Below are 23,569 nucleotides of genomic sequence, written 5' to 3' on the forward strand. Positions count from 1 at the left end.
GCCCCGGCTGCACTGCTAGGGCCTGTTGACCCGTGGAGCCCTCATAGATGCCGTCGTTGCGGTTGATGCTGATTGCCCTCGTGCAGGGCGTAGGGCTGTACCTGTGCGGGCGGTTGTCCAGCGCGCACATGGCCGACACGCAACAGGCTCTGCTGGCCACCGCCTTCACGTTTCTGGCCTTCGGCCCCACCGCGTACTACCTATGTGATCGCACGACTGCACCACGCCGCCAGATTGCCCTGCTGGTTATCGCTGCTGTGCTGATCGCCGTATTGGCCGGCTATGGCCACTGGGTGGGGCAGACCGGGGCGACGCCTGAACGCTTCACGAGCTTTGGCCGCGTGCAGATGGTATCGGTCGTGCTGTGGGTACTGGCGCTGCCGCTGATCCAGCTACGCGCCGATGGCCATGCGCTGACCGACTACCCCGCCCTCTTCCGCGCAAGCTGGCGCGACGCCATCCTGGTCATCGACGCTGCCGTCTTCACCGGCATCTTCTGGGCCGTGCTGTTCCTGGGTGCGCAGTTGTTCCACATCATCGGGCTGAGCTTCTTCCGTGAGCTGATCCAGAAGCCCGCCTTTGCCTGGCCGGCCACCACAGTGTGCTTTGCCTACGCAGTGCAACTGTGCCGACGCCACGCGGTGATGGTGGAGTCGATCCAGCGGCACGCGCTGTCGGCGTGCAAGTGGCTGCTGCCGCTCACACTGCTGATTGGCGCGGGCTTTGTGCTGGCGCTGCCGTTTACGGGCCTGAAGACGCTGTGGGCCACCCGCTATGCGGCCACGCTGCTGCTGTGGCTGCTGGCGGTGTCGGTGCTCTTCATCAACGCCGCATATGGCGACGGCAGCGAAGCGCCAGGCTACCCACGCTGGCTGGCCGCCTTGCTGCGCCTGTTCACGCTGGCGCTGCCGGTGCTCGCCGGGCTGGCGCTGACCGCGTTATGGCTGCGCATCCAGCAGCATGGCCTGACCATCGAGCGCATCTGGGGCGTGCTGGTCGCGCTTACCGGCTGCGTGTATGCGCTGGGCTACGCGCTGGCTGCCTTGCGCGGGGGCGCGTGGCTGGGCGGCATCGGCCGCGTGAACGTGGCGGTGGCGATTGGCCTGCTGGTGGCGATTGCCTTGCTCGCCAGCCCGGTGCTGGAGCAACATCGCCTGGCGCTGAACAGCCAGCTCGCGCGCCTGACCGCCGGCAAGGTCACCGCCGAGAAGTTCGACTACGACGCCCTGCGCTTCGACATGGGCCGCCCGGGCCGAGCGGCACTGGCCAAGCTCGCTGCCGACACCACGCTCGCCAACCATGCCGAGATCAACCGGCGCGCCACGCTGGCACTGGCCAAGACGCAGCGCTGGGGCAACGGCGCCAAGGGCGTTGACTTCGATGCCGTGCTCGCCAGCACCAAGATCTACCCGACGGGCGCCACCCTGCCTGGCGGGTTCATCGACTACGCCCGAGCACACCACGACAACTTCATCTCGCTCGCATGCAGGATGAATGACGCAGCCGACTGTGGCCTGATCGTGCTGGACCTCGACGGTGACGGCCAGCCCGAGATCCTGCCCGCTGTGCCGCAGTACCGTCCGCAGATCTACGCACGCACGTCCGCCGGTTGGCAGACGATTGGCTACCTGGAAATCTCCTTGCGCGGCTGCCGCCACGACACCACCGCCGCGGACGCCGCAACAGCCACGGCTGCCAAGCCGCTCTGGAATGACCTGCTCATCGGCAAGGAGCGCTGGATGGTCATCCCCGACCGCGCTGCCGATTGCGCCACCAACAAGAAGCCCTGACCGAACACGATTTGCCATGCCAGCCTTCCGCTACGAAGCCGCCGACGCTACCGGCAAGACCGACAAGGGCGTCATCGAAGCCGACAGCGCACGCCAAGCGCGTACCGTCCTGCGGGCACGTGGGCTAACGCCGCTGGTCGTCGACGCACTCGGGGCGCAGGCCACCAAGCGAGGTGGTTCGGGCTTCGGCAAGCGGCTCTCCGCGCAGGAGAACGCGCTCGTGACGCGCCAGCTTGCCAGCTTGTTGGTGGCAGGCCTACCGCTCGATGAAGCGCTCGCCGCACTGGCCGATCAGGCCGAACGTGCGTACGTGGGCGAACTCCTCGCCGCCATCCGCGCGGAAGTGGTGGGCGGCAGCTCGCTGTCGGTGGCACTGGCGCAGCATCCGAAGGATTTTCCGGACATCTATCGCGCGCTGGTTTCCGCCGGCGAGCACTCAGGCAACCTGGGCCTCGTGCTCACGCGCCTGGCCGACTACATCGAGAGCCGCAACGCGCTCACCTCCAAGATCAAGCTGGCATTCACGTACCCGGCCATCGTCACGGTGGTGGCGTTTGCCATCGTGATCTTCCTGCTGTCGTACGTGGTGCCGCAGGTGGTGAGCGTGTTTGCCAACACCAAGCAGAAGCTGCCGACGCTCACGATCATCATGCTGTGGCTGTCGGACTTCGTGCGGAACTGGGGGTGGCTGGCCGCGATCGTGCTGGTGGGGTTGGGCTTGCTGATCCGCAATCTGCTCAAGCAGCCGGCGTTGCGGCTGTCGTGGCACAAGTGGTTGTTGACCGCGCCGCTGTTCGGCAAGCTGGTCCGCGGGTACAACACGGCGCGCTTTGCCAGCACGCTGGCGATTCTGACCAGCGCGGGTGTGCCGATTTTGCGTGGGCTACAGGCTGCCGGAGAGACGTTGAACAACGTCGCGTTGAAGACCAACGTAGAGGATGCGTCGACGCGGGTGCGGGAAGGGACGTCATTGGCGCGCGCGTTGGCGGCACAGAATCAGTTTCCGCCGGTGTTGGTGCATTTGATTCGCTCTGGTGAGGCGACTGGGAATTTGCCTGCGATGTTGGAACGGGCAGCTCAAGGTGAGGCGCAGGAACTGGAGCGTCGTACGCTGTTCTTGACTGGTTTGCTGGAGCCGGCTTTGATCTTGACGATGGGGGTTGTGGTGTTGCTTATCGTCTTGGCCGTGCTCATGCCGATCATTGAGATTAATCAGCTGGTGCACTGAGTTTTTTGTTTGTGGTGCATCCCTTGTTTCATCCCCTGCCGGGGCTGACTCACTTTCTTTGTCTTGCCAAAGAAAGTAAGCAAAGAAAGGCGCGCCCGAGATGGCGAAACACGCCTTGAATTTATGTCGCAGAGAGGGAGAGAAGGCAAACTCGCTTCGCTCAAACAGCCTCCTCTCTTTTTCCTCTCTGCAACAGAAATTCAAGGCGCCATCTAGGGCAGGAAAGTCAAAAGCCAACCATCGGCACACCAGCCCAAACGACAAGGCCAACCTCGCGACGGGTTGGCCTTTGTTTTTGTCCTTTGACGTTGAGCCCTTGATGGCGCCTTGAATTTTTGTGAGCGGGCGGAAAAAGGAAGGAGGCTGTTTGAGCGAAGCGAGTTTGCCTCCTTCCCCGCACGGTCACACAAATTCAAGGGGAAGTCGCCATCTCGGGCGCGCCTTTCTTTTGCTTACTTTTCTTTGGCAAGACAAAGAAAAGTGAGTCGGTCCCGGCAGGGAACGAAACGGGGATGGACCACCAACACAAAAACCACGTCAACACACAACAACCCCGCTCATAGCGCCACCGCTTCATCGATAGGAAGCCGAGCACTGTCCCTCCACTCCAGCACGTAATCCGGCGTGCCAGCAGGCGCGGCTTCAACCACGGGCGGTAGCGGCAACAACGCCATCGGCAGCACCCCAGCCCACACCGGCAGATCCAGATCTTCAGCGTCATCCTTCGGACCACCCACGCGGACCTTGCACGCCGCTTCATCCAGCGGAATACACAGCACGGTAGTGGCAGCCAGCTCCTTCGCATTGCCGGGTCGCGCCTGCCTTGAACGACCGGGCGCGAGAACTTCCATGAAGGCATCCAACACCGCAGGCTTCTGCGCGTCAGGCACAACTTCAAACGCGCCATAGATGACAGCCGAGCGGTAGTTCATCGAATGGTTGAACGCCGAGCGCGCGAGCACCAAGCCGTCGATGTGCGTGATGGTCACGCAGACCTGCGCACCACTGCCCGCCAGCTTGAGCATGCGACTGCCATTGGAGCCGTGGATGTACAGGTGATTGCCCTCGCGCCAGCAAGCCGTGGGGATGCAGTGCACGCCGTGTGCATCGGCGAAGGCGATGTGGCAGACGTAGGCCTCGTCGAGGATGGCGTGCAGCGTGGTGCGGTCGTAGTGCGCCCGGTGCGCGACACGGCGGACACGGGTGCGGTCGGTGGACGGGGTGGCTTCAACGGTGGACATGCGCGGCTCCGGATGGGCAATCAACGTGCCGACGATAGAAAAACCGTGGCACCATGCGTAGACCCACCAAAACACACAATCTTGGAGCCACGATGGACTATGGCGTCTTGCTATCGAACTACGAGCGCACGGCTGCGCACGAAGCGGGTGCACGTGCCTCGCAGCAACATCGCCTCTACGCCTGCCTGCGCACGGCCATCCTGAGCGGTCAGATTGAAGAAGGCACACAACTGGCACCGACGCGCTCGCTGGCTGAAGAACTGGGCATCGCGCGCAACTCGGTGCTGTACGCCTATGAGCAACTCGCGGCCGAAGGCTTTGTGGTGAGCCGTCGGCAAGGCACGGTGGTGGCGCGTGTCGGCCTGCAGCAAACACCGGCGCTGGCACCGCAACCCGCGCCGGTGCTATCCCGCCGCGTTACCGGACTGGAGCGACCCAGCGGCGAGATGAGCGACCTGCTGCCCTTCCTGCCCGGCACGCCCGCATTGGATGAGTTTCCGCTGGCGCAATGGCGCCGTTGCGTGGAGCGTGGATGGCGCCGCATCGGCCCGGGCCAGATGGGCTACGGCTCGGTGGAAGGCAACGTGGCGCTGCGTCAGGCGGTGGCCGAGTACCTGCGCGTCTCACGCGGCGTACGTTGTGACGCGGCGCAGGTGTTCATCACTGATGGCACGCAGAACAGCCTGGACATGTGCGCCCGTGCGCTGGCCGACGCGGGCGATACCGCCTGGATCGAGAACCCCGGCTACTACGGCGCGCGCGCGGCCCTGCAAGCGGCAGACCTGCGCCTGGTGCCGATCGGCGTGGATGCCGATGGCCTCGCCCCAACCGCAGACGACTGGTGCGAGCACCCGCCAAAACTGGTCTACATCACGCCCTCACACCAATACCCGCTCGGCGCGGTGATGAGTCTGGAGCGGCGTCTAGCGTTGATTCAGCAAGCGCGCGCAGCCGGCGCGTGGATCATCGAAGACGACTACGACAGCGAATTCCGCCACACCGGTGCGCCGCTATCGGCCGTGCAGGGGCTCACCGCCGATGCGCCCGTCATCTACCTGGGCACGTTCAGCAAGATGTTGTTTCCGGCGCTGCGGCTTGGCTACATGGTCGTGCCGCCGGCCCTGGCGCCCGTGCTGCGCAAGGCAGCCGGCGCGATGATGCTGCGTGGGCGTGTCGCCGAGCAACTCGCACTGGCGGAGTTCATTGAGGCGGGGCATTTCACGCGGCACCTGCGGCGCATGCGGCGCCTGTACGGCGAGCGCCGCGATGCATTGCAAGCCGCCATCGAGCGCCATCTGACCGGCATGGTGACGGTGTCCGGCGGCGCGGGTGGCATGCACTTGTCCGCACGGCTCGACGCGCCGGTGCGCGACGTGGATGTGAGCACCGCGGCCCGCGCGCACGGGATGGTGCTACGGCCGCTGTCGCGTTTCTGCCTGCCGGGCACATTCACCCCGCAGTACAACGGCCTTGTGCTGGGTTACGGCAACGTGCCGGCCAGCATGATGGACGAGCTGGTCGTGCGCATCCGCAACGTCATCGAAACCTTGACCGGCTGATCATGGCCATCCTCGTGGCGGCGGCCAGTTCGGGCAGGTTCCAGCCCGCGCCCAGCAGCACGCGCCGCGTGTGCAAGTCCTCCAGCAGCACGACATCGTCCACCTGCTCGCCCAGGTAGCGCAGGCGCTTGTCGCGCACCTCCACATACCCCGATGGGTAGCGCTTCGCGAGCGACTGCCACACCCCATGCACGCCGACGGACTGCCGCGCGCCGCTCATCAGACACATCCCACTGTCGAGCGCGCGCCGGAATACGGTCGAGGCCAACCCGCGCCGCTGGTACGCCAACGCGTACTTCGAGTGCGGCGACCGCAGATGGGGATCGGCGCGCTTGTCCAGCTCGATCAAGCGGTTGAAGACCGTGTAGCCGGCGAGGCGCCGCGCCGCCACGTCTTCGATATAGACGTAGATCTCGCCATCGGCTTCGCGCGTGTGAATGCGGAAGCCCGGCAAGGTATTGTCGTCCAACGTCATGCCATGCAGCGGCGTGCCGGGCGTTTGCATGCGTTCATACAGCGCGTCGAGTTCGCGTTCGATGTCTTCGTTGTTGAAGTCGACGTCGGTGCGCAGGCCGAGCGGCGCAACCCACCGACGCAGCGACTGCACCATCGATGCCAACGTCGGCAAAACCGGTGGCGGCATGGGGAATGTCAACGTGGCGTTCATGCTGCCTCCGCCCAGTAGCCGCTGATGAGCCGTGCGGGTGGCTCGGCCGCGCGGATACGCGCACTGGCCGGCCAGTCGTCCATGCGCACGTTCAGGCCCGCGTGAATGCCGTAGCCTGGCCCCGCGACGATGGCACCGCCCGCCTCCACGCCCTCGCCCGCGCGGATGGCGCCGCTGGCCTCGATATCGCCCCAGGCCTTGATGCCCCAGCCCGCTTCAATGTGCGAGCCCGCACGCAAATCCGCCCCCGCCAAAATGCCGTGCGCACTCACGATGGATGCCTCGCTGCTCACCTCCCCGCCGGCGCGCAGGCCCTTGCCACAACGCACGTTGCCGCACGCAGCCAGCGCCTCGCCGATCAGCAAGTCGTCGGCCACGTCGATGTCGGCATCGCAATGCAGATCACGATGCACGCGCGCGACGCCACCAACATGCAATGCGCCAGTGGTCGCCACGCTCCAGCCGACGCGCAGGTCACCGCCCACGTGGACGGTGCCATCGCAGTAAAGGCCGGCCTTGGCTTCGAGATCGCCGCCGGTGGTGATCGATTCGCCGGCGCGCACACCACCGCCAGCACGGATCGCTTGGCCCGCGCGCAACACGCCATCCACGTGGATGCCGCCACGTACAACAATCGTGCCCGCAAAAACCAGCGCATCCGCCTCGATGTCATCGGCTTCGAGCACGGCGTCGGTCGGGCCAAAGTTGTCGAGCAGCCAGATGGCATCGGTGATACGGCCCTCGCGCACGAGGCTGTCGAGCAGGTGTTGGTAATCGGTGCCGTTATGGCGGTTGCGGATGTACCAGCGATAGCCAGCCGCGCAAGGCTGCTTAGCCTTGATGAAGTTCTGGGTGAGTTCCATGGCAGTTCCTGCGCCCGGCAACCTAGCGATCAACGATCAGCGATCAACCAGCAGATGGCGGACGGACTGGTGCCGACACGGGTGGTGTCGAACCAGCGTTAAGAGATGAGACTGAGTGGAAGTGGCCGTACGGGGCAGAGGCGCCAGATGGGCGGTGCCCCGCACGGCTTACGAAAGCCGGGCGAGCAGGAAGTGCCGGAGGGCTACGTGCGTGCCGGGCATGTCATGCGACACCCCGCTGCACACGCGCGTGCAGCCGGCCGGCAGCGTGTGCCGGGGCTGTGCGTGGAGGGAAGTGGTGCCGAACAACATGATGCGGATCGAATGAGGGAAATGCAGAGATAACCGCGGAGGATGGCGACGTCGTGCGGCAATGTCCAGACGACGAGTGCTCCAACCTTGGCTTGTTGACGCAAGTTTGCCGATTCGGCCGTCAACGTTGCATGCACCGCACAACTTTCGTCCACAGACACGCCAACGCTACGCACGCGTGCACGAGACGCTACAACCTCGGGAAAACCCACCCCCATTCTTGCTGCGTTGCACGGTGTTCGGAATGTCACGCGATGCTACGATGCCCCGACCCAAAGCTGTCTGCCAGTTTCCACAAGAAGCGGCGCGGGCAGCATCAAAAGAGACCTGCTGTCGGTGATCCCGACACACCCCACCCGGAGCACGCATGAATGCCCCTCTGAACGACGCGCTACGCCGCGCGCTCGAAACCGTTTCCCTGGACGACAAATACACGCTTGAGCGTGGCCGCATCTATATCAGCGGCACGCAGGCACTGGTGCGTCTGCCGATGCTGCAGCAGGAGCGCGACCGCGCCGCTGGGCTCAATACGGCAGGTTTCATCTCCGGCTATCGCGGCTCGCCGCTGGGCGCGCTGGACCAGGCCTTGTGGAAGGCCAAGAAGCATCTGGCCGGGCACAACATCGTCTTCCAAGCGGGGCTCAATGAAGACCTGGCCGCCACGGCGGTCTGGGGCTCGCAGCAGGTGAATCTGTATCCGAACGCCAAGTTCAGCGGCGTGTTCGGCATGTGGTACGGCAAGGGTCCAGGTGTGGACCGCACGATCGACGTGTTCAAGCACGCCAACTCGGCCGGCTCGTCCGCGCATGGCGGGGTGCTGGTGCTGGCGGGCGATGACCACGCCGCCAAGTCGTCCACGCTGGCGCACCAGTCGGAGCACGTCTTCAAGGCGGCCGGCATTCCGGTGCTGTATCCGTCCAACGTGCAGGAATACCTCGATTACGGCCTGCACGGCTGGGCGATGAGCCGCTACTCCGGCCTGTGGGTATCGATGAAGTGCGTGACGGACGTGGTGGAATCGTCCGCCTCGGTTGACGTCGACCCGCATCGCGCCGAGATCATCCTGCCCGAAGATTTCATCATGCCGCAGGGCGGCCTGAACATCCGCTGGCCCGATCCGCCGCTGGTGCAGGAAGCCCGTCTGCTCGACTACAAGTGGTACGCCGGCCTGTCGTACGTGCGTGCCAACAAGCTCGACCGCGTGGTGATGGATTCGCCGCAGGCACGCTTCGGCATCATGACCGCCGGCAAGGCGTACCTGGACGTGCGCCAGGCGCTGGTCGACCTCGGCCTCGACGAGGAAACCTGCCGCCGCATCGGCATCCGCCTGTACAAGGTCGGCTGCGTGTGGCCGCTGGAAGCGCACGGCGCACGCGCCTTTGCCGAAGGGCTGCAAGAGATTCTGGTGGTAGAAGAGAAGCGCCAGATCCTCGAATACCAGCTCAAGGAAGAGCTGTACAACTACCGCGACGACGTGCGCCCGCGCGTGTACGGCAAGTTTGACGAGCGCGACAACGCCGGCGGCGAATGGTCGGTGCCGATGGCCAACTGGCTGCTGCCGGCGCACTACGAGCTGTCGCCCGCGCTGATCGCCCGCGCCATCGCCACGCGGCTGGAGAAGTTCGAGCTGCCATCGGACGTGCGCGCACGCATTGCCTCGCGCATCGCCATCATCGACGCCAAAGAGAAGGCGCTCGCCAAGCCGCGCATCACCGCCGAGCGCAAGCCGTGGTTCTGCTCGGGCTGCCCGCACAACACGTCGACCAACGTACCGGAAGGCTCGCGCGCGCTGGCCGGCATCGGCTGCCACTACATGACCGTGTGGATGGACCGCCGCACCGACACCTTCAGCCAGATGGGTGGTGAAGGCGTGGCGTGGATCGGCCAGATGCCCTTCTCGGGCGACCAGCACGTGTTCGCCAACCTGGGCGACGGCACGTACTACCACTCGGGCCTGCTGGCGATTCGCGCGTCGATTGCGGCCAAGGTGAACATCACCTACAAGATCCTCTACAACGACGCCGTGGCCATGACGGGCGGCCAGCCGGTGGACGGCCCGCTGTCGGTGCCGCAGATTGCCGCGCAGGTGCATGCCGAAGGCACGTCGCGCATCGTCATCGTTACGGACGAGCCGGAGAAGTACAACGCGGCGATCAAGCTGCCGGAAGGCGTGACCGTGCATCACCGCGATCGTCTCGATGCGATTCAGCGCGAGCTGCGCGAAGTGCAAGGCACCAGCGTGCTGATCTACGACCAGACCTGCGCCACCGAGAAGCGCCGTCGCCGCAAGCGCGGCACGATGGTGGACCCGGCACGCCGCGCGTTCATCAATGACGCGGTGTGCGAAGGCTGCGGCGACTGCTCGGTCAAGTCGAATTGCTTATCCGTCGAGCCGCTGGAAACGGAGCTGGGCACCAAGCGCAAGATCAACCAGTCGTCGTGCAACAAGGATTTCTCGTGCGTGAATGGCTTCTGCCCGAGCTTTGTGACGGCTGAAGGTGCGCAGGTGCGCAAGCCCGAATCGCACGGTGTGTCGATGAGCGGCCTGCCGCTGCTGCCGCATCCTGAACTGCCCGCCATCCAGCGCGCATACGGCGTGCTGGTGACCGGCGTGGGCGGCACGGGCGTGGTGACCATTGGTGGCCTGCTCGGCATGGCCGCGCACATCGAGGGCAAGGGCGTGACCGTGCTCGACATGGCGGGCCTGGCGCAGAAAGGCGGCGCCGTGCTCTCGCACGTGCAGATCGGTGAGCGTCCGGATTCGATCCACGCCACGCGCATCGCCATGGGCGAAGCGGACCTCGTGATCGGCTGTGATGCGATCGTCTCGGCGTCGGACGAAGTGCTGTCGAAAGTGCAGCACGGCCAGACGCGCGCCATCATCAACAGCACGGCCTCCCCCACGGCCGACTTCATCAAGAACCCGAACTGGCGCTTCCCGGGCAGCTCGGCGGAAGCCGACATCCGCGCCGCCATCGGTGATGCCTGCGCGTTTGAAGATGCCAACACGCTGGCCGTACGCCTGCTGGGCGATGCGATCTTCACCAACCCACTGGTGCTGGGCTTCGCGTGGCAGAAGGGCTGGATTCCGCTGACGTACGACGCGCTGCTGCGAGCGATCGAACTCAACGGCGTGGCCGTCGAGAAGAACAAGACCGCGTTCGAATGGGGCCGCCACCTCGCGCAAGACCGCGATGCGGTGCTGAAGCTGGCCGACGATGCGCCGCGTGCCAAGGCGGACGTCATCGCCCTGCCCTCGCTGGACACGCTGATCGCCCGCCGTGTCGATCTGCTGACTGCGTACCAGAACGCTGCCTACGCTGCCGAGTTCCGCGCGGTTGTCGAGCGTGTGCGTGCAGCCGAAACGGCGGTGGTTGGCGCTGGCCAAACGCTCGCCCTGACCGAAGCTGTGGTGCGCAACCTGTCCAAGCTGATGGCGTACAAGGACGAATACGAAGTCGCCCGCCTGTACACCGACCCGGCCTTCCTCGACAAGCTGCGCGCACAGTTCGAAGGCGAACCCGGTCGCGACTACCAGCTCAACTTCTGGCTCGCGCCGCCCGTAACGGCCAAGCGTGACGAGAAGGGCCACTTGATCAAGCAGCGCTTCGGCCCGAACACGATGCGCCTGTTCAAGCTGCTGACCAAGCTCAAGGGCCTGCGCGGCACGGCGTTCGATGTGTTCGGCAAGACCGAAGAGCGCCGCACCGAGCGCGCGCTGATCGGCGAATACCGTGCGCTGGTGGATGAACTGGTGAAGGGGCTGTCGGCGCAGAAGCTGGCGCAGGCCGTGGAACTGGCCCGCCTGCCGGAAGACATCCGCGGCTTCGGCCACGTGAAGGAAGCCAACCTGGCAGCAGCACGCATCCGCTGGAACAAGCTGCTCGCGCAGTGGCGTGACCCGGCGGCAGCGCAGCGCGCAGCCTGATCGGCTTTAGGCATCGCCATGAAAAAACGGAGGCTTCGGCCTCCGTTTTTCTTTGCGCATGTGGATAATTAGCCCGGCACGATCTGCTGCGCGTAGTCGTACAGGTCTTGCAGAATGTTCTGCGCGCGCGCATCGCCTTTCTCTGTAGCTTCCGCGCCCAATTGCTGCAGCCGCTCACCGAAGGCTTCGAAGGTGAGATAGCCGCCGACGCCTTCAAACAGCCGCTCGGCACGCAACTGCTCCCACTGCTCGTATTCGTCCTCGGACAGCGTGTCGGGGAAGTTGCGTGCGCGGTAGTGAAACAGCAGCTCCGGCAGGCGCGCATCAGCAAACTCGGGGTGCAGGCGCGCGAGTTGTTCGCCGGACAGGGTGCGCAGTTCGTTCAGCGTGCGGCGATCGTCGTTACTGACGAAGCCGCCGTAGAGATTCTGGTCGACATCTTCGATCGGTTCCAGCTCACGGGCGTAGACCTGGCGCCACGTTTCGCGCAGGTCGGGCGCACTCTGGGCGATGCCGGCGTGGCGTTCGATGGTGGCGAAGTCGATGCCCCAACGCTCCGCCTGCGCCGGCTGCAGCGTCTTCATGTTGCTAATGACGATGGGCGACTTGTTGATGTGGATCGTCTTGATCGGCAGGCGTGTGGTGCCTTCAGCCAGGTCGGCGGTGCGCGTGAACATGCGCTCGCGGATGGTGGCGACGTCCATGTCGAACAGCTCCGACGGATCGAACGCCAAGTCCCACACGATCAGCTCGTTCTTGTTGGTCGGGTGCCCACCCAGCGGCCAGACGACGGCCATGCAGCCGCGCTCCACGCCGTACATGCCGGAAATGTGCAGCAGCGGGCGCGGCGCATCGCCAATCTCGGCGACCACGCGGTCTTTCTTGCGCAGTGCCAGGCAGAAGTCGAACAGGCGCGGCTGGGCGTTGCGGATCAGGCGCGCCAGTGCAATCGTCGCGCGCACGTCGGACACGGCGTCGTGTGCAGCCTCATGTACGAGCCCGTTGGCTTGCGAGAGATGCTCCAACTTGAAGCTCGGCTTGCCGTCTTCGTGCTTCGGCCACTGGATGCCTTCGGGGCGAAGTGCCCACGTGGTACGCACCACGTCGAGCAGGTCCCACCGGCCGCATTCGTTCTGCCACTCGCGAGCATACGGGTCGATCAGGTTGCGCCAGAACAGGTGGCGCGTGACCTCGTCGTCAAAGCGGATGGTGTTGTAGCCGACGCCGATGGTGCCGGGCGCGCCCAGTTCGCGCTCGATGGCCTGCGCGAATTGGTATTCCGGCACGCCCTGCTTGGCGCACTGCTGCGGCGTGATGCCGGTGATCAGGCACGACACGGGGTCCGGTAGCCAGTCGTTGGAGGGCTGGCAGAACAGCTCCACGGGCTCGCCGATTTCGTTGAGTTCGGCATCGGTGCGGATACCCGCGAACTGCGCCGGGCGATCGCGGCGTGGCACAGCGCCGAAGGTTTCGTAGTCGTGCCAGAGGAAGGTGGGCGTGACAGGCAAAGCGGTGGCTCGCAAGAAAAATGGCCAGAGATGCCGGCATGCTAACAGCCTTGCCGATGGCGTCCGGCAGCCAGCCAGCCGTTGATGCACATCAACCCGCATCCGGCGGGCGTTGACCAGACTGGTAGCAACTCCCCCCTCTCCTGGAGATGTCTCATGGCCCGGTCGATGAAAGCGGCAGTTGTCCACGCCTTTGGCGAACCCTTGCGCATTGAGGAAGTGCCGGTTCCAACACCTGGGCGCGGGCAGATTCTCGTCAAAATCGCGGCCTCGGGCGTCTGCCATACCGACTTGCACGCCGCCGACGGCGACTGGCCGGTCAAGCCAAGCCTGCCGTTCATCCCCGGGCACGAGGGCGTGGGCTACGTAGCGGCCGTGGGCGAAGGCGTCACCAACGTCAAGGAAGGCGACCGCGTGGGCGTGCCCTGGCTCTACACCGCGTGCGGCCATTGCGAGCACTGCCTCTCCGGCTGGGAGACCCTCTGCCACGAGCAACAGAACACCGGCTACTCCGTCAACGGCGGGTATGCCGAATACGTATTGGCCGGCCCGAACTACGTCGGCCACCTCCCGGCGCAAGTCAGCTTTGAAGAGATCGCGCCGATCCTCTGCGCGGGGGTGACGGTCTACAAGGGCATCCGCATGACGGATACACGGCCCGGCCAGTGGATCGCCATCTCGGGCATCGGCGGGCTGGGGCACGTGGCGGTGCAGTACGCGATTGCCATGGGCCTGCATGTGGTGGCCGTGGACGTGGCGCCCGACAAGCTGGCACTGGCACGCGAACTGGGCGCCAAACTGATCGTCGATGCATCTCAGCAGGACCCGGCAGCCGTCATCCAGAAGGAGGTGGGCGGGGTGCACGGCGTGCTGGTAACGGCCGTGTCGCGCAGCGCGTTTGCGCAGGCGCCGGGCATGGTGCGGCGCGGCGGTACGATTTCGCTCAACGGGCTGCCGCCGGGGGATTTTCCGTTGCCGATTTTCTCCACCGTGCTCAACGGCATCACGGTGCGCGGCTCGATTGTCGGCACGCGGCGCGACTTGCAGGAATCGCTACAGTTTGCCGCCGAAGGCCTGGTACGCGCCCACATCCACCGTGACAAGCTCGACAACATCAACCAGGTGTTCGCCGATCTGAAGGCCGGCAAGGTGGATGGCCGCATCGTGCTCACACTCTGAAGCGACACGGTGGCCGGGCGCGTAAGCTGTCAGCATCACATTCTCTACCGCACCGCCATGCGCATCCTCTTCTTCAGCAGCCACCGTTATGACGAAGACAGCTTCCGCGCCGCCATGGCGCGGGGTGGTCAGCCCTTCGATCTGGTCTTCCAGCGCACCCATCTGGACGCGCACACTGCGCCGCTGGCGGCGGGGTTCGAGGTGGTATGCCCGTTCGTCAATGATTGCCTCAACGCCGATGTGCTGGCCGCGCTCGCTGCGGCGGGCACGCGGCTGATCGCGTTGCGCTCGGCGGGGTTCAACCACGTTGATCTGGCGGCCGCACAGCGCCTGGGGCTGACGGTGGTGCGCGTGCCGGCCTATTCGCCGCACGCGGTGGCCGAGCACGCGGTCGGCATGATCCTCACGCTCAACCGGCGCCTGCATCGCGCTTGCAATCGCACGCGCGAGGGCGACTTTTCGCTGGATGGCCTGCTCGGCTTCGACCTGCACGGTAAGACGGTCGGCGTGGTCGGCACCGGGCAGATCGGGCAGGTGTTCGCACGCATCATGACCGGCTTCGGCTGCCGGGTGCTGGCGTCCGATCCGTTTCCTCTGGCCTCGCTGACGGCGCTAGGGGTGACGTATCTACCGCTGCCGGCGTTGCTGGCGCAGTCCGACATCGTGAGCCTGCACTGCCCGCTCAATGCGGACACACACCACCTGATCGACGCCGGTGCGATCGCCAGCATGAAGACCGGTGCGATGCTCATCAACACGAGCCGCGGCGGCCTGGTCGACAGCCCCGCCCTGATCCATGCGCTCAAGACCGGCCAGCTCGGCCACCTCGGGCTGGATGTGTACGAGGAAGAAGCCGACCTGTTCTTCGAAGACCGCTCCGCCGACGTGCTGCAAGACGACGTGCTGGCGCGGCTGCTGACGTTTCCCAACGTCATCGTCACGGCGCACCAGGCGTTCTTCACGCGCGAGGCGCTGGCGGGTATTGCCGACACCACGCTCGCCAACGTGGCGGCGTGGGCGGCCGGCGCGCCCGTCAACGTGGTGAAAGCCTAGGCGACGTCCGCTTTCGGCCGGGACAACTCGCTCTCGCCCTCTTTCACATAGATGGAGTTGCGCGGCTTGGCCAGCACGCGGCGCACCATCGGCTCGAAGAACGACAGGGGCAGGTTGTCGTAGTCCGGCATGAACGCGGCAGCATCGTACTTGGCGCAAAACTCGGCGGTGCGCTCGAACAGCGCGGGCTGGCTGCGGTATTGCTCGCGCAGGTTGCGGTCCAGGCCCAGGTGGTGGAAGAAGTAGTAGCCCTGGAAGATGCCGTGCTTCTCGACCATCCACAGGTTCTCGGGGCTGACGAAGGGCTTGAGGATGGCCGCAGCGATGTCCGGGTGGTTGAAGCTGCCCAGCGTGTCGCCAATGTCGTGCAGCAGCGCACAGACCACGTATTCCTCGTCGCGGCCATCGCGATGGGCCAGCGTGGCGGTTTGCAGGGAGTGTGCGAGCCGGTCGATCGGGAAGCCGCCGCAGTCGCCGTCGAGCAGCTTCAGGTGCGCGAGCACGCGGTCAGGCAGTGCGCGGGCGTAGGGCATGAACTCGGCCGAGATGGCGGCCCAGTCCTCGCGCGTGCCGCGCTCCATGTGGGAAAACGTCGCGCGTGCGGCGGTGTCGTGCGTCATGGGGTGTCTCCTTCGTCGCCTGAACGGGTCTGGAATGCCGCGTCATGGGTGCGCAGCTTGGTGGGCGTTATTGCTGTGGATAACCACTGTGGACAACTGCTGTGGATAACCCTTGTGAATAACTCGGAAGCATTGTCTGCCCAGGCCTTGCCGGCAGACTGTCAAGCGTTTGACAATGGCCGCACCGCCCTTGCCGCATCCTGCCGTCATGCCCCCAGACGCCTCCCATACCGCTTCCGCCCCGACGCCGGGGCAACTGGCCCAGGGCTGGCTGCGCGATGCCCCTGCCGCGTTGCTGGCCGAGATTGCGCCCACCGCGCGTCTCATCACCTACCCCGACGGCGAGTGCATCCACCCGCACGGCGGACCGGCCCAGGGCATGTTCCTGATCGTGCGCGGCCGCGTACGCATCAGCCGGACGACGGACGGCGGCAGCGAGCTGGTCTACGGCGTGCTGCGGGCCGGCGAGTGGTTTGGTGAGATCGCCCTCATCGACGGCGGCGGCCGCACGCACAGTGCCCACGCCCAAGGGCCGACCACCCTGATCCTGCTGGGCACCGCGGCATTTGCGCGCGTGGTGTCCGCCTATCCGGCCGGCATGTGGGCGCTGATGCAGCAGCTCTGCCAGCGGATCCGGCTGATCTTCGACGAGTTCGAGCACGCCAGCGAAATGCCCGCCGATGCGCGCCTCGCCCAGCGCCTGCTGCAACTCGCTCGCGCCGGTGACGGCCATACCGTGGCCGCCAGCAATGAAGAGCTGGGCCGCATGCTGGCGCGCTCGCGGCAGACCATCTCCAAATACCTGCAGGCGTGGCAGCGCGCCGGGTGGATTCGTTGCCACTACAGAACGGTGGACATTGTCGATACGCCGGCACTGCGCGCGCTCGCGGGCCGCCACTAGCCGAGCACTCCGTCGATCGGGCACGCGCGATTCAGCACACGCCGCTAGAATTTCCCACACGCTACGCAGGCCCACCGCCCCTTCGCTTCCGCCTCCATGACCTCCCCGCTCTCGCCGGCCTCGCCCGAAGGCCGGCGCCTTGTGTTGCTGCTTGGCCTCGCGCAAACGGTCTCGTGGGGCACGCTGTATTTCACCTTCACCGTCTTCCTGGCGCCGATGCATGACACGCTCGGCTGGGCACGGCCGTTTCTGGCGGGCGGGTTCTCGCTGGGGCTGCTGGTGTGGGCGCTGTGCTCGTTCTGGGTGGGGCGCGCGCTGGATCGCTGGCCCGCGCGCCGCGTGATGGGCACCGGCACGATGCTGGCGGCGGGGAGCCTGTTGGCGTGGTCGCTGGTCTCCCATCCAACCGCGTTCCTATTGCTCTGGCTGCCGATAGGCGTGGCCATGGCCACCACGCTGTACGACCCCGCCTTCGTCGTGCTGCGCCAGGCGTTTGGCGATGCCTATCAGCGGCCCATCATCGGGCTCACGCTGATCGCAGGGTTCTCCAGCACGATCTGTATTCCGCTGGCGCAATGGGGGGTGGAGCACATCGGCTGGCGGCATACGCTGCAGGTGTTTGCCCTGGCGCAGGTGCTGATCTGCCTGCCAGTGCATCTGCGATTGCGCGTGCAGCCGCCCCAGCAGGCATCAGCGAATACCGTCGATGATCCCGCGCGGATCCCCACCTCGCACACCTCGGCATGGCGCATGGTGTTGCGCCTGCCCGTGTTCTGGGCCGTGGTGCTGGCCTTCGTGGCCATCAGCCTGATCGCCACGGTGCTCGGCGCCCATCTGATTCCGCTGCTCTCCGAAAAGGGCGTGCCGACGGGCCGCCAATTGCTGATCGCGGCGCTCATTGGCCCGGCGCAAGTCCTCGGCCGGCTGGCGATGATGCGTTTTCGCTTGGCGCACCCCGTTCGCGTCGCCCCGGCCACGTATGCTGCAATGGCCGTGGCGCTCGTTCTGCTGGCGCTCTCCAGCGGGCCGCTGTTGCTGGCTTTCGCGCTCATCTACGGTGCCGCCAACGGCATCAACACCATGCTGCGCGCGATCGCCATGCCGGAGCTGGTGTCGCGCAACCAGTACGCCACCCTCAACGGCCTGATGATGACGCCCGTACTGCTGGCCCAGGCCAGTGCTCCCTGGCTCGGCGCGCTGCTGTGGAAAGCGACCGGCGGCTACGCAGCCGTGGAATGGGCGATGGTGGCCTGCGCGCTCGTCGCCCTGTGCGCCTTCACGTATGGGCTCCGGCACGCGCACACGCGTACGGCGCCGGATGGTGCACAGCCCGCCGAAGCGACGCCGACGCCATGACGATATCGTCACTTAAACCGCGGAAGATTACTATTAGGAACCTTTGCTGACGCGAATCTGTCATTGAAACACGAGACGTGATGTTTCATTCTCATGTTAGAAGCGGTCCGCTTTTTGCGGCACCGCCAACGGAGGACGCGCCGTGTCACAGGCTCATCAAGCAACATCACCCGCAAGCCAGCCGATGCCGTGGTCGATGCAGGAAATCGACTACGGCGGCATCAACGTCGCGCGCGTGCGCGAGAACCGCACGCTCTTCTACCTGGTGGTCTGCGCTTCCTTCGTGGAAAGCGGCTCCGACCTCTACGCCGGCAACCTCGCCCAGTACTACGCCGACCAGCCCGAAGCCGCACACTGGCTGACGCACCACTGGGAGCGCGAAGAGCTGCAGCATGGCCGCGCGCTGCGCCGCTACGTCGAAACCGTCTGGCCCGAGTTCGACTGGAAACACGGCTACGCCCGCTTCTTCGAGGAATACTCCGTCACCTGTTCCGTCGACCAGTTCGAGCCGACGCAGGCACTGGAAATGGTGGCGCGCTGCGTGGTCGAGATGGGCACCGCCACCTTCTACCGAGCCATCGCCCAGGCCGCCGCCGAGGCCGACGAGCCCGTGCTGCGCGATCTCGCCAGCCGCATCTCGGCCGACGAGGTCCGGCATTACAAACACTTCTTCCGTTTCTTCAACGCCTGCAACGCACGCGAAGGCGTCGGCCGTATGCGGGTGCTCAAGGCACTTGCCTCGCGCCTGCGCGAGATCAAGAACGAAGATTCGATGATCGCCCTGCGCAACGTGCTGCGCATCGAACGCGGCGAGGAAAACGTGCCCGAAGCCGACGTGCGCGCGCTCAACTCCAGCGTGAGCGCGATGGTGCGGGCGCACCTGCCGATCGACATGGCAGCCAAGATGCTGCTCAAACCGCTGCGGCTGCGCCCGGGGTTGGAGCGCTCGATCCGGCCGCCGTTGGTCGCGCTGGTGCGGCGGGTGATTCTGCACTGAACGCACCGTGCGCGATGGGCCAACAAAAAACCCGGGCCGAAGCCCGGGTTCTCTTATCTAGCCGACGAAGCGTCGATTAGAACTTGTGGCGCAGGCCAACCACGGCGCCCATTTGGTTGTTGTTATTGCCCGGCGCCGAATCCACGTCGCCGAAGCCAGCCACACCCAGATTCGTACCGTTGCTGTTCTTGGCGTAGGCCAGGTTCAGGTAGGCATCGGTGCGCTTGGACAGTGCGTAGTCGCTACCCACAACGAACAGCCACGGGTTGCCCGTACCGGCCGTCTTGAAGTTTTGGTAGTACGCGGTGCCCGTCAACGACAGCGCCGGGGTCACTTGGTAGCCAGCGCCCAGCCAGTACAGGTTCGAGCGCGAAGACGACTGGTCAGCAGCCAGCAGGTGGCTGGCATTGCGCCAGCGGTAGCCCGCGTACAGCTTGGCCGGCCCAAAGGCGTACGTGCCGGCAACGGTAGCGCGTTGCGTCTTGGCGTTAGCCAGTGCGTCCGAGTTACCGTTCACTTGGTCATACACAGCACCAACTGCGAACGGGCCGCTAGCATAGTTCAAGCCGGCGCTCCACTCACGGCCCAGCTTGTTATTGCCGGCAACCTCTTGGCCATCGGAACGCGTCGAGTACAGCGCCGAAGCCGTCAGACCACCGAACGTACCGACGTACTTCACGGCGTTGTCAGCGCGACCAGCCAGAGCAGCGTCTTGCGAAGCGATCGAGTAACGCGAGGCGATGGCCATCGGGTCGTACTGCAGCGCGAAGTCAAACAGCAGGTTCGTCTGACGACCCAGGGTCAATTGACCCCACTGGCCTTGCAAACCAACGTAAGCGGCGCGGCCGAACAGGCGATTGCCTTGCGCCGAACGGCCATCGTCGATGTTGAAGCCGCTTTCCAGGTTGAAGATGCCCTTCAGGCCGCCGCCCAGGTCTTCAACGCCACGCAGGCCCCAACGCGAACCCGACATGTTGCCCGACTGCAGTGCAACGCGCGAATCGCCACTGCCCGGGGCCTTGTTGACCCACTCGACACCAGCGTCAGCCACGCCGTACAGGGACACGCTCGATTGTGCAAATGCGCCTGCGGAAACCAGGGCTGCGGCAGCGGCCGCAAACAGCTTGATCTTCATATCGTTTTCCTTGAAAAACACTATCGCAAGGATTTGCGATCGGCGGCCATTATGTATGCCGACACCGCAGATCAAACAATGAACGAGATCACGCTGTGGTAAATATGAAACCCAATATGCCAATCAAATATTTATCTTGTGAATCAAAGACTTACATAACAATTTCCCCAACATTAAGCAGACCCCACAAGAACAGAATCCGTCGGCTTACAAAGTGTAAGCCGTTCGCTTATCAAAATAAGTCGATTGACGATAAAAATTGAAGTCTTGAGGGAGCACTGTTTTCGCTTATGATGCGGTCCGAAGCTTGAATGACAGTTTCACAGCTTCATATCGACTTTAAGAGACCGCCCAACAGCGGTCTTTTTTTTTTTGCTCGAATGCCGGTCGATCAGGCAGAGGGGCCGATCTTCTTGGTGATGCGGTGTTTGAAGGTGGACACCGTCTTGGGCGAGATGCCCAGACGCTTGGCGATCGCGGTGTTCCGATGGCCTTCTGCGACGAGTTGGTTCACGCGCATTTCGCGCTTGGTGAGCGTGGCGAGGCCGGCGCCTTCCGACGAGCCCATCGCGGAAGTCGGGAACGACAGGTAGCCGCGCGCGGCCAGCAGGAGCGCCGCTGTCAACACGGACGTCGCTTCGGATTTGGGAACGTAAGCGTTGGCGCCGGCGAGGAAGGCAAGGCGCGCCTCGTTGCCGGTGGTCTCGGCGGAGGTCATCACCAGGCCGATGTCTTGCTGCTGGGCGCGCACGCGGCGCACGAGTTCAAGGCCATCCAGGCCGGGCAGGTTCATGTCGACGATGGCCAGCTTGGGCCGCGCCGAGCGGATCAGTTGCAGGCCCTGCGCGCCATCAGCGGCGGTGGCGACGAGTTGCAGGTGCGGTGAACCCGCAAGCAACGCCTGGATGGACTCCAGGACGATGGGGTGGTCGTCGATGGCGACGACGGAATGAAAGGCGTGACCGACAGATGACATGGACGTTGGCGCTTGAGCTGGTGGGTCGCCCGCCACGTTCCGTTGCAAAAAGAACCGGCGGATAGCCTGGTGCGAGCGCCCCGGCACCGCCGCAGTTCCATCCGGTACAGCTTTGCACAGATTGACTGCTCGATCGGGGGCAATTGCTACACGGTGTCAACGATCCGTGCCGCAACCGCCTCATGTCAGCCGAAAGACATCCACCGCGCCACGCAATTCCTGGGCTTGCTGACGAAGGCTCTCCGCGGCAGCGGCGGCCTCCTCCACCAGCGCAGCATTCTGCTGCGTCACTTCATCCATCGACGTCACCGCGCGGTTGACCTCTTCGATGCCCTGCGACTGCTCACGGGAGGCGTGGCTGATCTCGCCCATCAGGCCGGCGATGCGTTCCACGCGCGTGACGATGTCCTGCATGGCGTCGCCCGCACCGCGCGCGGCTTCGTTGCCGGCCTGCACTTCCTCCACCGAGCGGTTGGTCAATTCCTTGATCTCCTTGGCGGCCGCCGCGCTGCGCTGGGCAAGGCTGCGCACTTCGCCGGCCACGACAGCAAAGCCGCGGCCCTGCTCTCCGGCACGCGCCGCTTCCACCGCAGCATTCAGCGCGAGGATGTTGGTCTGGAAGGCGATGCCATCGATGATGCCGGTGATATCGGCAATCTTCTGCGCCGTCGCGTGGATGCCTGACATGGTGCCGACCAGCCGCTCGACCGTCTGCCCGCCGGCGTTGGCCGCCTCGCTGGCAGACTGCACCATATCGTGCGCATGCTGGGCGCTGTCGGCGTTCTGGCGCACGGTGGCGGCCAATTCTTCGATGCTCGAAGCTGTGCGCTCCAGGCTGCCGGCCTGGGCTTCCGTGCGGGCAGACAGGTCGGCATTGCCGGCGGCGATCTGGCCGGTGCTCGAAGCGATGGTGGAGGCACTGGTGCGGACCTTGTCGACGATGCCCGTAAGGCCGTCGCCGACGCCGTTCACGGCGCGCATGAGCTGACCGATTTCGTCGCGGCGGGCAGCGGGCAGGCGATGCGTGAGATCGCCAGCGGCCACGCGCTGGGCCACGTTCACCACCTCGGCCAGCGGCGTACTCACGGCGCGGCGCAGCATCCAGTACAGGCCGCCGGCCAGCAGTGCGCCCAGGGCCAGGCCCAGGAGCAGGAAGCGGTTGCGCGCGGAAACCAGGTCGGCTTCCAGCTCATCCACATAGGCCGTGCCGGCAATCACCAGCTTCCAATCCGGGTATTGCGTGAACACGGTGAAGCGTTCACGCGTGGTACCGCCATCGGCGTCGGCGAGCGTATGGCGCAGCGTGCCGTCCTTGCGTTCGATCATCTCGCGCACCCAGGCCAGACCATCGGCGTCTTTGGCGTCGAGCAGGTTCCTGCCTTCACGCGCGGTGTTGCGGTCGATCAGCACCTTGCCTTGATCCGCGCCCGGCTTGCCGTCGATGACGAAGTAGCCGCCCGTCTGGCCGATGCCGTGCGCGCGGATCTTGTCCTTGAGCAGCGCGAGTTCCGAGCGCACGTCCACGCCCACGTACAGCGCGCCAATGACCTTGCCCGAGGCGTCACGGACGGGCTCGTACTTGCTCATGTAGGGCACGCCGAAGAGCCACGCCAGGCCGCGGAACGGCTCGCCGGCCATCAGCGCCTTGTAGCTCGGGTGTGCGCGATCGAGCAGCGTGCCGACGGCGCGTTCGCCGTTTTCCTTCTTGAGCGAGGTGGTCACGCGCACGAAATCATCACCGGTGCGGGCGAACACGGTGGCGATGGTGCCGCCGGTGCGCGCGAAGAACTTGTCGGGCACGGTGAAGTTGAGGTTCAACACCACTTCCTCGCCCTTCGTGCCGCTCTTGAACGTGGGCGTTGGTTTGCCAGCCACCTCCACGGTGTGCGCCGGGTCAACCATGTACGGGCCGGGCGCGGCGTCGGCAAAGGCAGTGAGGAAGCGGTCGGCCTCGGTGCGCATGGTGCCGTCGAACAGCGCGATCATGTCGCGCATGGCGGCTTCCTGATCGTGCATGGCGGACTGCATGTTGGCTTCGAGCGTGCGCAGGCTCGATTGCGAAATCGCCAGCGCAAAAAGGCCGAACACGAGTACCAGCGCGACCAGGCCGATCACGGCCAGCCGCGTGCCCAGACTCGTGGTGCGTTCAGAAGATTGGCGTTGGGGCGCAGACGCTCGCATGCTTGCTCCTCAGGGTCAGTCGGGTTAACAACGGATCGCCTGGAAAAAGCTTGAGCGCAAACGTTTATCTGCGCG

The 23,569-nt window shown here is 65.1% G+C and carries 17 protein-coding genes; 9 read left to right on the plus strand and 8 right to left on the minus strand.

The window, feature by feature from the left end; all coding sequences use genetic code 11:
* Positions 1–47: 47 nt before the first annotated feature.
* Together ACS7SF_RS08210 and gspF are read left to right on the plus strand one after the other, a co-directional pair.
* Positions 48–1,790 (plus strand): DUF4153 domain-containing protein, encoded by a 1,743-nt coding sequence (locus ACS7SF_RS08210; protein WP_439892468.1) that lies wholly within the window; start codon positions 48–50, stop codon positions 1,788–1,790.
* Positions 1,791–1,806: 16 nt separating this feature from the next.
* A complete protein-coding gene (gspF, locus tag ACS7SF_RS08215; protein WP_439892469.1) occupies positions 1,807–3,018 on the plus strand; it encodes a type II secretion system inner membrane protein GspF in 1,212 nt (403 codons plus the stop codon).
* 557 nt (positions 3,019–3,575) lie between these two features.
* On the opposite strand, the gene ACS7SF_RS08220 is transcribed toward gspF, so the two are convergent.
* A complete protein-coding gene (locus ACS7SF_RS08220; RefSeq protein ID WP_439892470.1) occupies positions 3,576–4,259 on the minus strand; it encodes a pyridoxamine 5'-phosphate oxidase family protein in 684 nt (227 codons plus the stop codon).
* Positions 4,260–4,351: 92 nt separating this feature from the next.
* Between ACS7SF_RS08220 and ACS7SF_RS08225 the strand changes: the two genes are divergently transcribed.
* Positions 4,352–5,818 (plus strand): PLP-dependent aminotransferase family protein, encoded by a 1,467-nt coding sequence (locus ACS7SF_RS08225; RefSeq protein WP_439892471.1) that lies wholly within the window; start codon positions 4,352–4,354, stop codon positions 5,816–5,818.
* Here ACS7SF_RS08225 and ACS7SF_RS08230 read toward each other — a convergent pair.
* Both ACS7SF_RS08230 and ACS7SF_RS08235 read right to left on the minus strand, forming a co-directional pair.
* Positions 5,796–6,485, minus strand: coding sequence for an N-acetyltransferase (locus ACS7SF_RS08230; protein ID WP_439892472.1), 690 nt, complete (start codon positions 6,483–6,485; stop codon positions 5,796–5,798). The genes ACS7SF_RS08225 and ACS7SF_RS08230 overlap by 23 nt on opposite strands.
* On the minus strand, positions 6,482–7,348 hold the full coding sequence (locus ACS7SF_RS08235; RefSeq protein ID WP_439892473.1) for a hypothetical protein: 867 nt from the start codon (positions 7,346–7,348) through the stop codon (positions 6,482–6,484). Before ACS7SF_RS08235 ends, ACS7SF_RS08230 begins: the two co-directional genes overlap by 4 nt.
* A gap of 679 nt (positions 7,349–8,027) precedes the next feature.
* Between ACS7SF_RS08235 and ACS7SF_RS08240 the strand changes: the two genes are divergently transcribed.
* The gene (locus ACS7SF_RS08240; RefSeq protein ID WP_439892474.1) at positions 8,028–11,588 is read left to right on the plus strand and encodes an indolepyruvate ferredoxin oxidoreductase family protein; all 3,561 of its coding nucleotides are present in this window, start codon (positions 8,028–8,030) and stop codon (positions 11,586–11,588) included.
* Positions 11,589–11,656: 68 nt separating this feature from the next.
* Here the strand turns inward: ACS7SF_RS08240 and sbcB are convergent, their stop codons facing one another.
* A complete protein-coding gene (gene sbcB / locus ACS7SF_RS08245; protein ID WP_439892726.1) occupies positions 11,657–13,096 on the minus strand; it encodes an exodeoxyribonuclease I in 1,440 nt (479 codons plus the stop codon).
* A 156-nt stretch (positions 13,097–13,252) separates the two neighbouring features.
* Between sbcB and adhP the strand changes: the two genes are divergently transcribed.
* A complete protein-coding gene (adhP, locus tag ACS7SF_RS08250; RefSeq protein ID WP_439892475.1) occupies positions 13,253–14,275 on the plus strand; it encodes an alcohol dehydrogenase AdhP in 1,023 nt (340 codons plus the stop codon).
* 57 nt (positions 14,276–14,332) lie between these two features.
* Positions 14,333–15,328, plus strand: a complete 996-nt coding sequence (locus tag ACS7SF_RS08255) for a 2-hydroxyacid dehydrogenase (RefSeq protein ID WP_439892476.1) — start codon at positions 14,333–14,335, stop codon at positions 15,326–15,328.
* Here the strand turns inward: ACS7SF_RS08255 and ACS7SF_RS08260 are convergent.
* A complete protein-coding gene (locus ACS7SF_RS08260; RefSeq protein WP_439892477.1) occupies positions 15,325–15,948 on the minus strand; it encodes an HD domain-containing protein in 624 nt (207 codons plus the stop codon). The two genes, ACS7SF_RS08255 and ACS7SF_RS08260, sit on opposite strands and share 4 nt — an antisense overlap.
* Before the next feature lie 208 nt (positions 15,949–16,156).
* On the opposite strand from ACS7SF_RS08260, the gene ACS7SF_RS08265 reads away from it, so the two are divergent.
* The 3 genes from ACS7SF_RS08265 to ACS7SF_RS08275 all read left to right on the plus strand — a co-directional run bounded on the left by ACS7SF_RS08265 (position 16,157) and on the right by ACS7SF_RS08275 (position 19,202).
* On the plus strand, positions 16,157–16,849 hold the full coding sequence (locus tag ACS7SF_RS08265) for a Crp/Fnr family transcriptional regulator (RefSeq protein ID WP_439892478.1): 693 nt from the start codon (positions 16,157–16,159) through the stop codon (positions 16,847–16,849).
* 96 nt (positions 16,850–16,945) lie between these two features.
* Positions 16,946–18,205: an MFS transporter gene (locus ACS7SF_RS08270; RefSeq protein ID WP_439892479.1), complete on the plus strand. Its 1,260-nt coding sequence runs from the start codon at positions 16,946–16,948 to the stop codon at positions 18,203–18,205.
* Between the two features lie 184 nt (positions 18,206–18,389).
* The gene (locus ACS7SF_RS08275; protein ID WP_439892727.1) at positions 18,390–19,202 is read left to right on the plus strand and encodes a ferritin-like domain-containing protein; all 813 of its coding nucleotides are present in this window, start codon (positions 18,390–18,392) and stop codon (positions 19,200–19,202) included.
* 76 nt (positions 19,203–19,278) lie between these two features.
* Here ACS7SF_RS08275 and ACS7SF_RS08280 read toward each other — a convergent pair whose 3' ends face one another.
* The 3 genes from ACS7SF_RS08280 to ACS7SF_RS08290 form a co-directional block, all read right to left on the minus strand.
* The gene (locus ACS7SF_RS08280) at positions 19,279–20,337 is read right to left on the minus strand and encodes a porin (protein WP_439892480.1); all 1,059 of its coding nucleotides are present in this window, start codon (positions 20,335–20,337) and stop codon (positions 19,279–19,281) included.
* Between the two features lie 391 nt (positions 20,338–20,728).
* Complete coding sequence (locus tag ACS7SF_RS08285) at positions 20,729–21,313, minus strand: response regulator (protein WP_439892481.1); 585 nt, start codon at positions 21,311–21,313, stop codon at positions 20,729–20,731.
* Between the two features lie 180 nt (positions 21,314–21,493).
* On the minus strand, positions 21,494–23,494 hold the full coding sequence (locus tag ACS7SF_RS08290; RefSeq protein ID WP_439892482.1) for a methyl-accepting chemotaxis protein: 2,001 nt from the start codon (positions 23,492–23,494) through the stop codon (positions 21,494–21,496).
* Positions 23,495–23,569 lie beyond the last annotated feature (75 nt).

The organism is Ralstonia sp. 25C (genome assembly GCF_051904805.1).
GTDB lineage: Bacteria > Pseudomonadota > Gammaproteobacteria > Burkholderiales > Burkholderiaceae > Ralstonia.

Excerpts from the sequence above, each read along its gene's own strand:
- ACS7SF_RS08240 (WP_439892474.1), top strand. The coding sequence starts at position 8,028 with ATGAATGCCCCTCTGAACGACGCGCTACGCCGCGCGCTCGAAACCGTT.
- ACS7SF_RS08270 (WP_439892479.1), top strand. The coding sequence starts at position 16,946 with ATGACCTCCCCGCTCTCGCCGGCCTCGCCCGAAGGCCGGCGCCTTGTG.
- ACS7SF_RS08285 (WP_439892481.1), bottom strand. The coding sequence starts at position 21,313 with ATGTCATCTGTCGGTCACGCCTTTCATTCCGTCGTCGCCATCGACGAC.
- adhP (WP_439892475.1), top strand. The coding sequence starts at position 13,253 with ATGGCCCGGTCGATGAAAGCGGCAGTTGTCCACGCCTTTGGCGAACCC.
- ACS7SF_RS08280 (WP_439892480.1), bottom strand. The coding sequence starts at position 20,337 with ATGAAGATCAAGCTGTTTGCGGCCGCTGCCGCAGCCCTGGTTTCCGCA.
- ACS7SF_RS08265 (WP_439892478.1), top strand. The coding sequence starts at position 16,157 with ATGCCCCCAGACGCCTCCCATACCGCTTCCGCCCCGACGCCGGGGCAA.
- ACS7SF_RS08275 (WP_439892727.1), top strand. The coding sequence starts at position 18,390 with ATGCCGTGGTCGATGCAGGAAATCGACTACGGCGGCATCAACGTCGCG.
- ACS7SF_RS08255 (WP_439892476.1), top strand. The coding sequence starts at position 14,333 with ATGCGCATCCTCTTCTTCAGCAGCCACCGTTATGACGAAGACAGCTTC.
- gspF (WP_439892469.1), top strand. The coding sequence starts at position 1,807 with ATGCCAGCCTTCCGCTACGAAGCCGCCGACGCTACCGGCAAGACCGAC.
- ACS7SF_RS08225 (WP_439892471.1), top strand. The coding sequence starts at position 4,352 with ATGGACTATGGCGTCTTGCTATCGAACTACGAGCGCACGGCTGCGCAC.
- ACS7SF_RS08210 (WP_439892468.1), top strand. The coding sequence starts at position 48 with ATGCCGTCGTTGCGGTTGATGCTGATTGCCCTCGTGCAGGGCGTAGGG.
- ACS7SF_RS08230 (WP_439892472.1), bottom strand. The coding sequence starts at position 6,485 with ATGAACGCCACGTTGACATTCCCCATGCCGCCACCGGTTTTGCCGACG.
- ACS7SF_RS08290 (WP_439892482.1), bottom strand. The coding sequence starts at position 23,494 with ATGCGAGCGTCTGCGCCCCAACGCCAATCTTCTGAACGCACCACGAGT.
- ACS7SF_RS08260 (WP_439892477.1), bottom strand. The coding sequence starts at position 15,948 with ATGACGCACGACACCGCCGCACGCGCGACGTTTTCCCACATGGAGCGC.
- ACS7SF_RS08220 (WP_439892470.1), bottom strand. The coding sequence starts at position 4,259 with ATGTCCACCGTTGAAGCCACCCCGTCCACCGACCGCACCCGTGTCCGC.
- ACS7SF_RS08235 (WP_439892473.1), bottom strand. The coding sequence starts at position 7,348 with ATGGAACTCACCCAGAACTTCATCAAGGCTAAGCAGCCTTGCGCGGCT.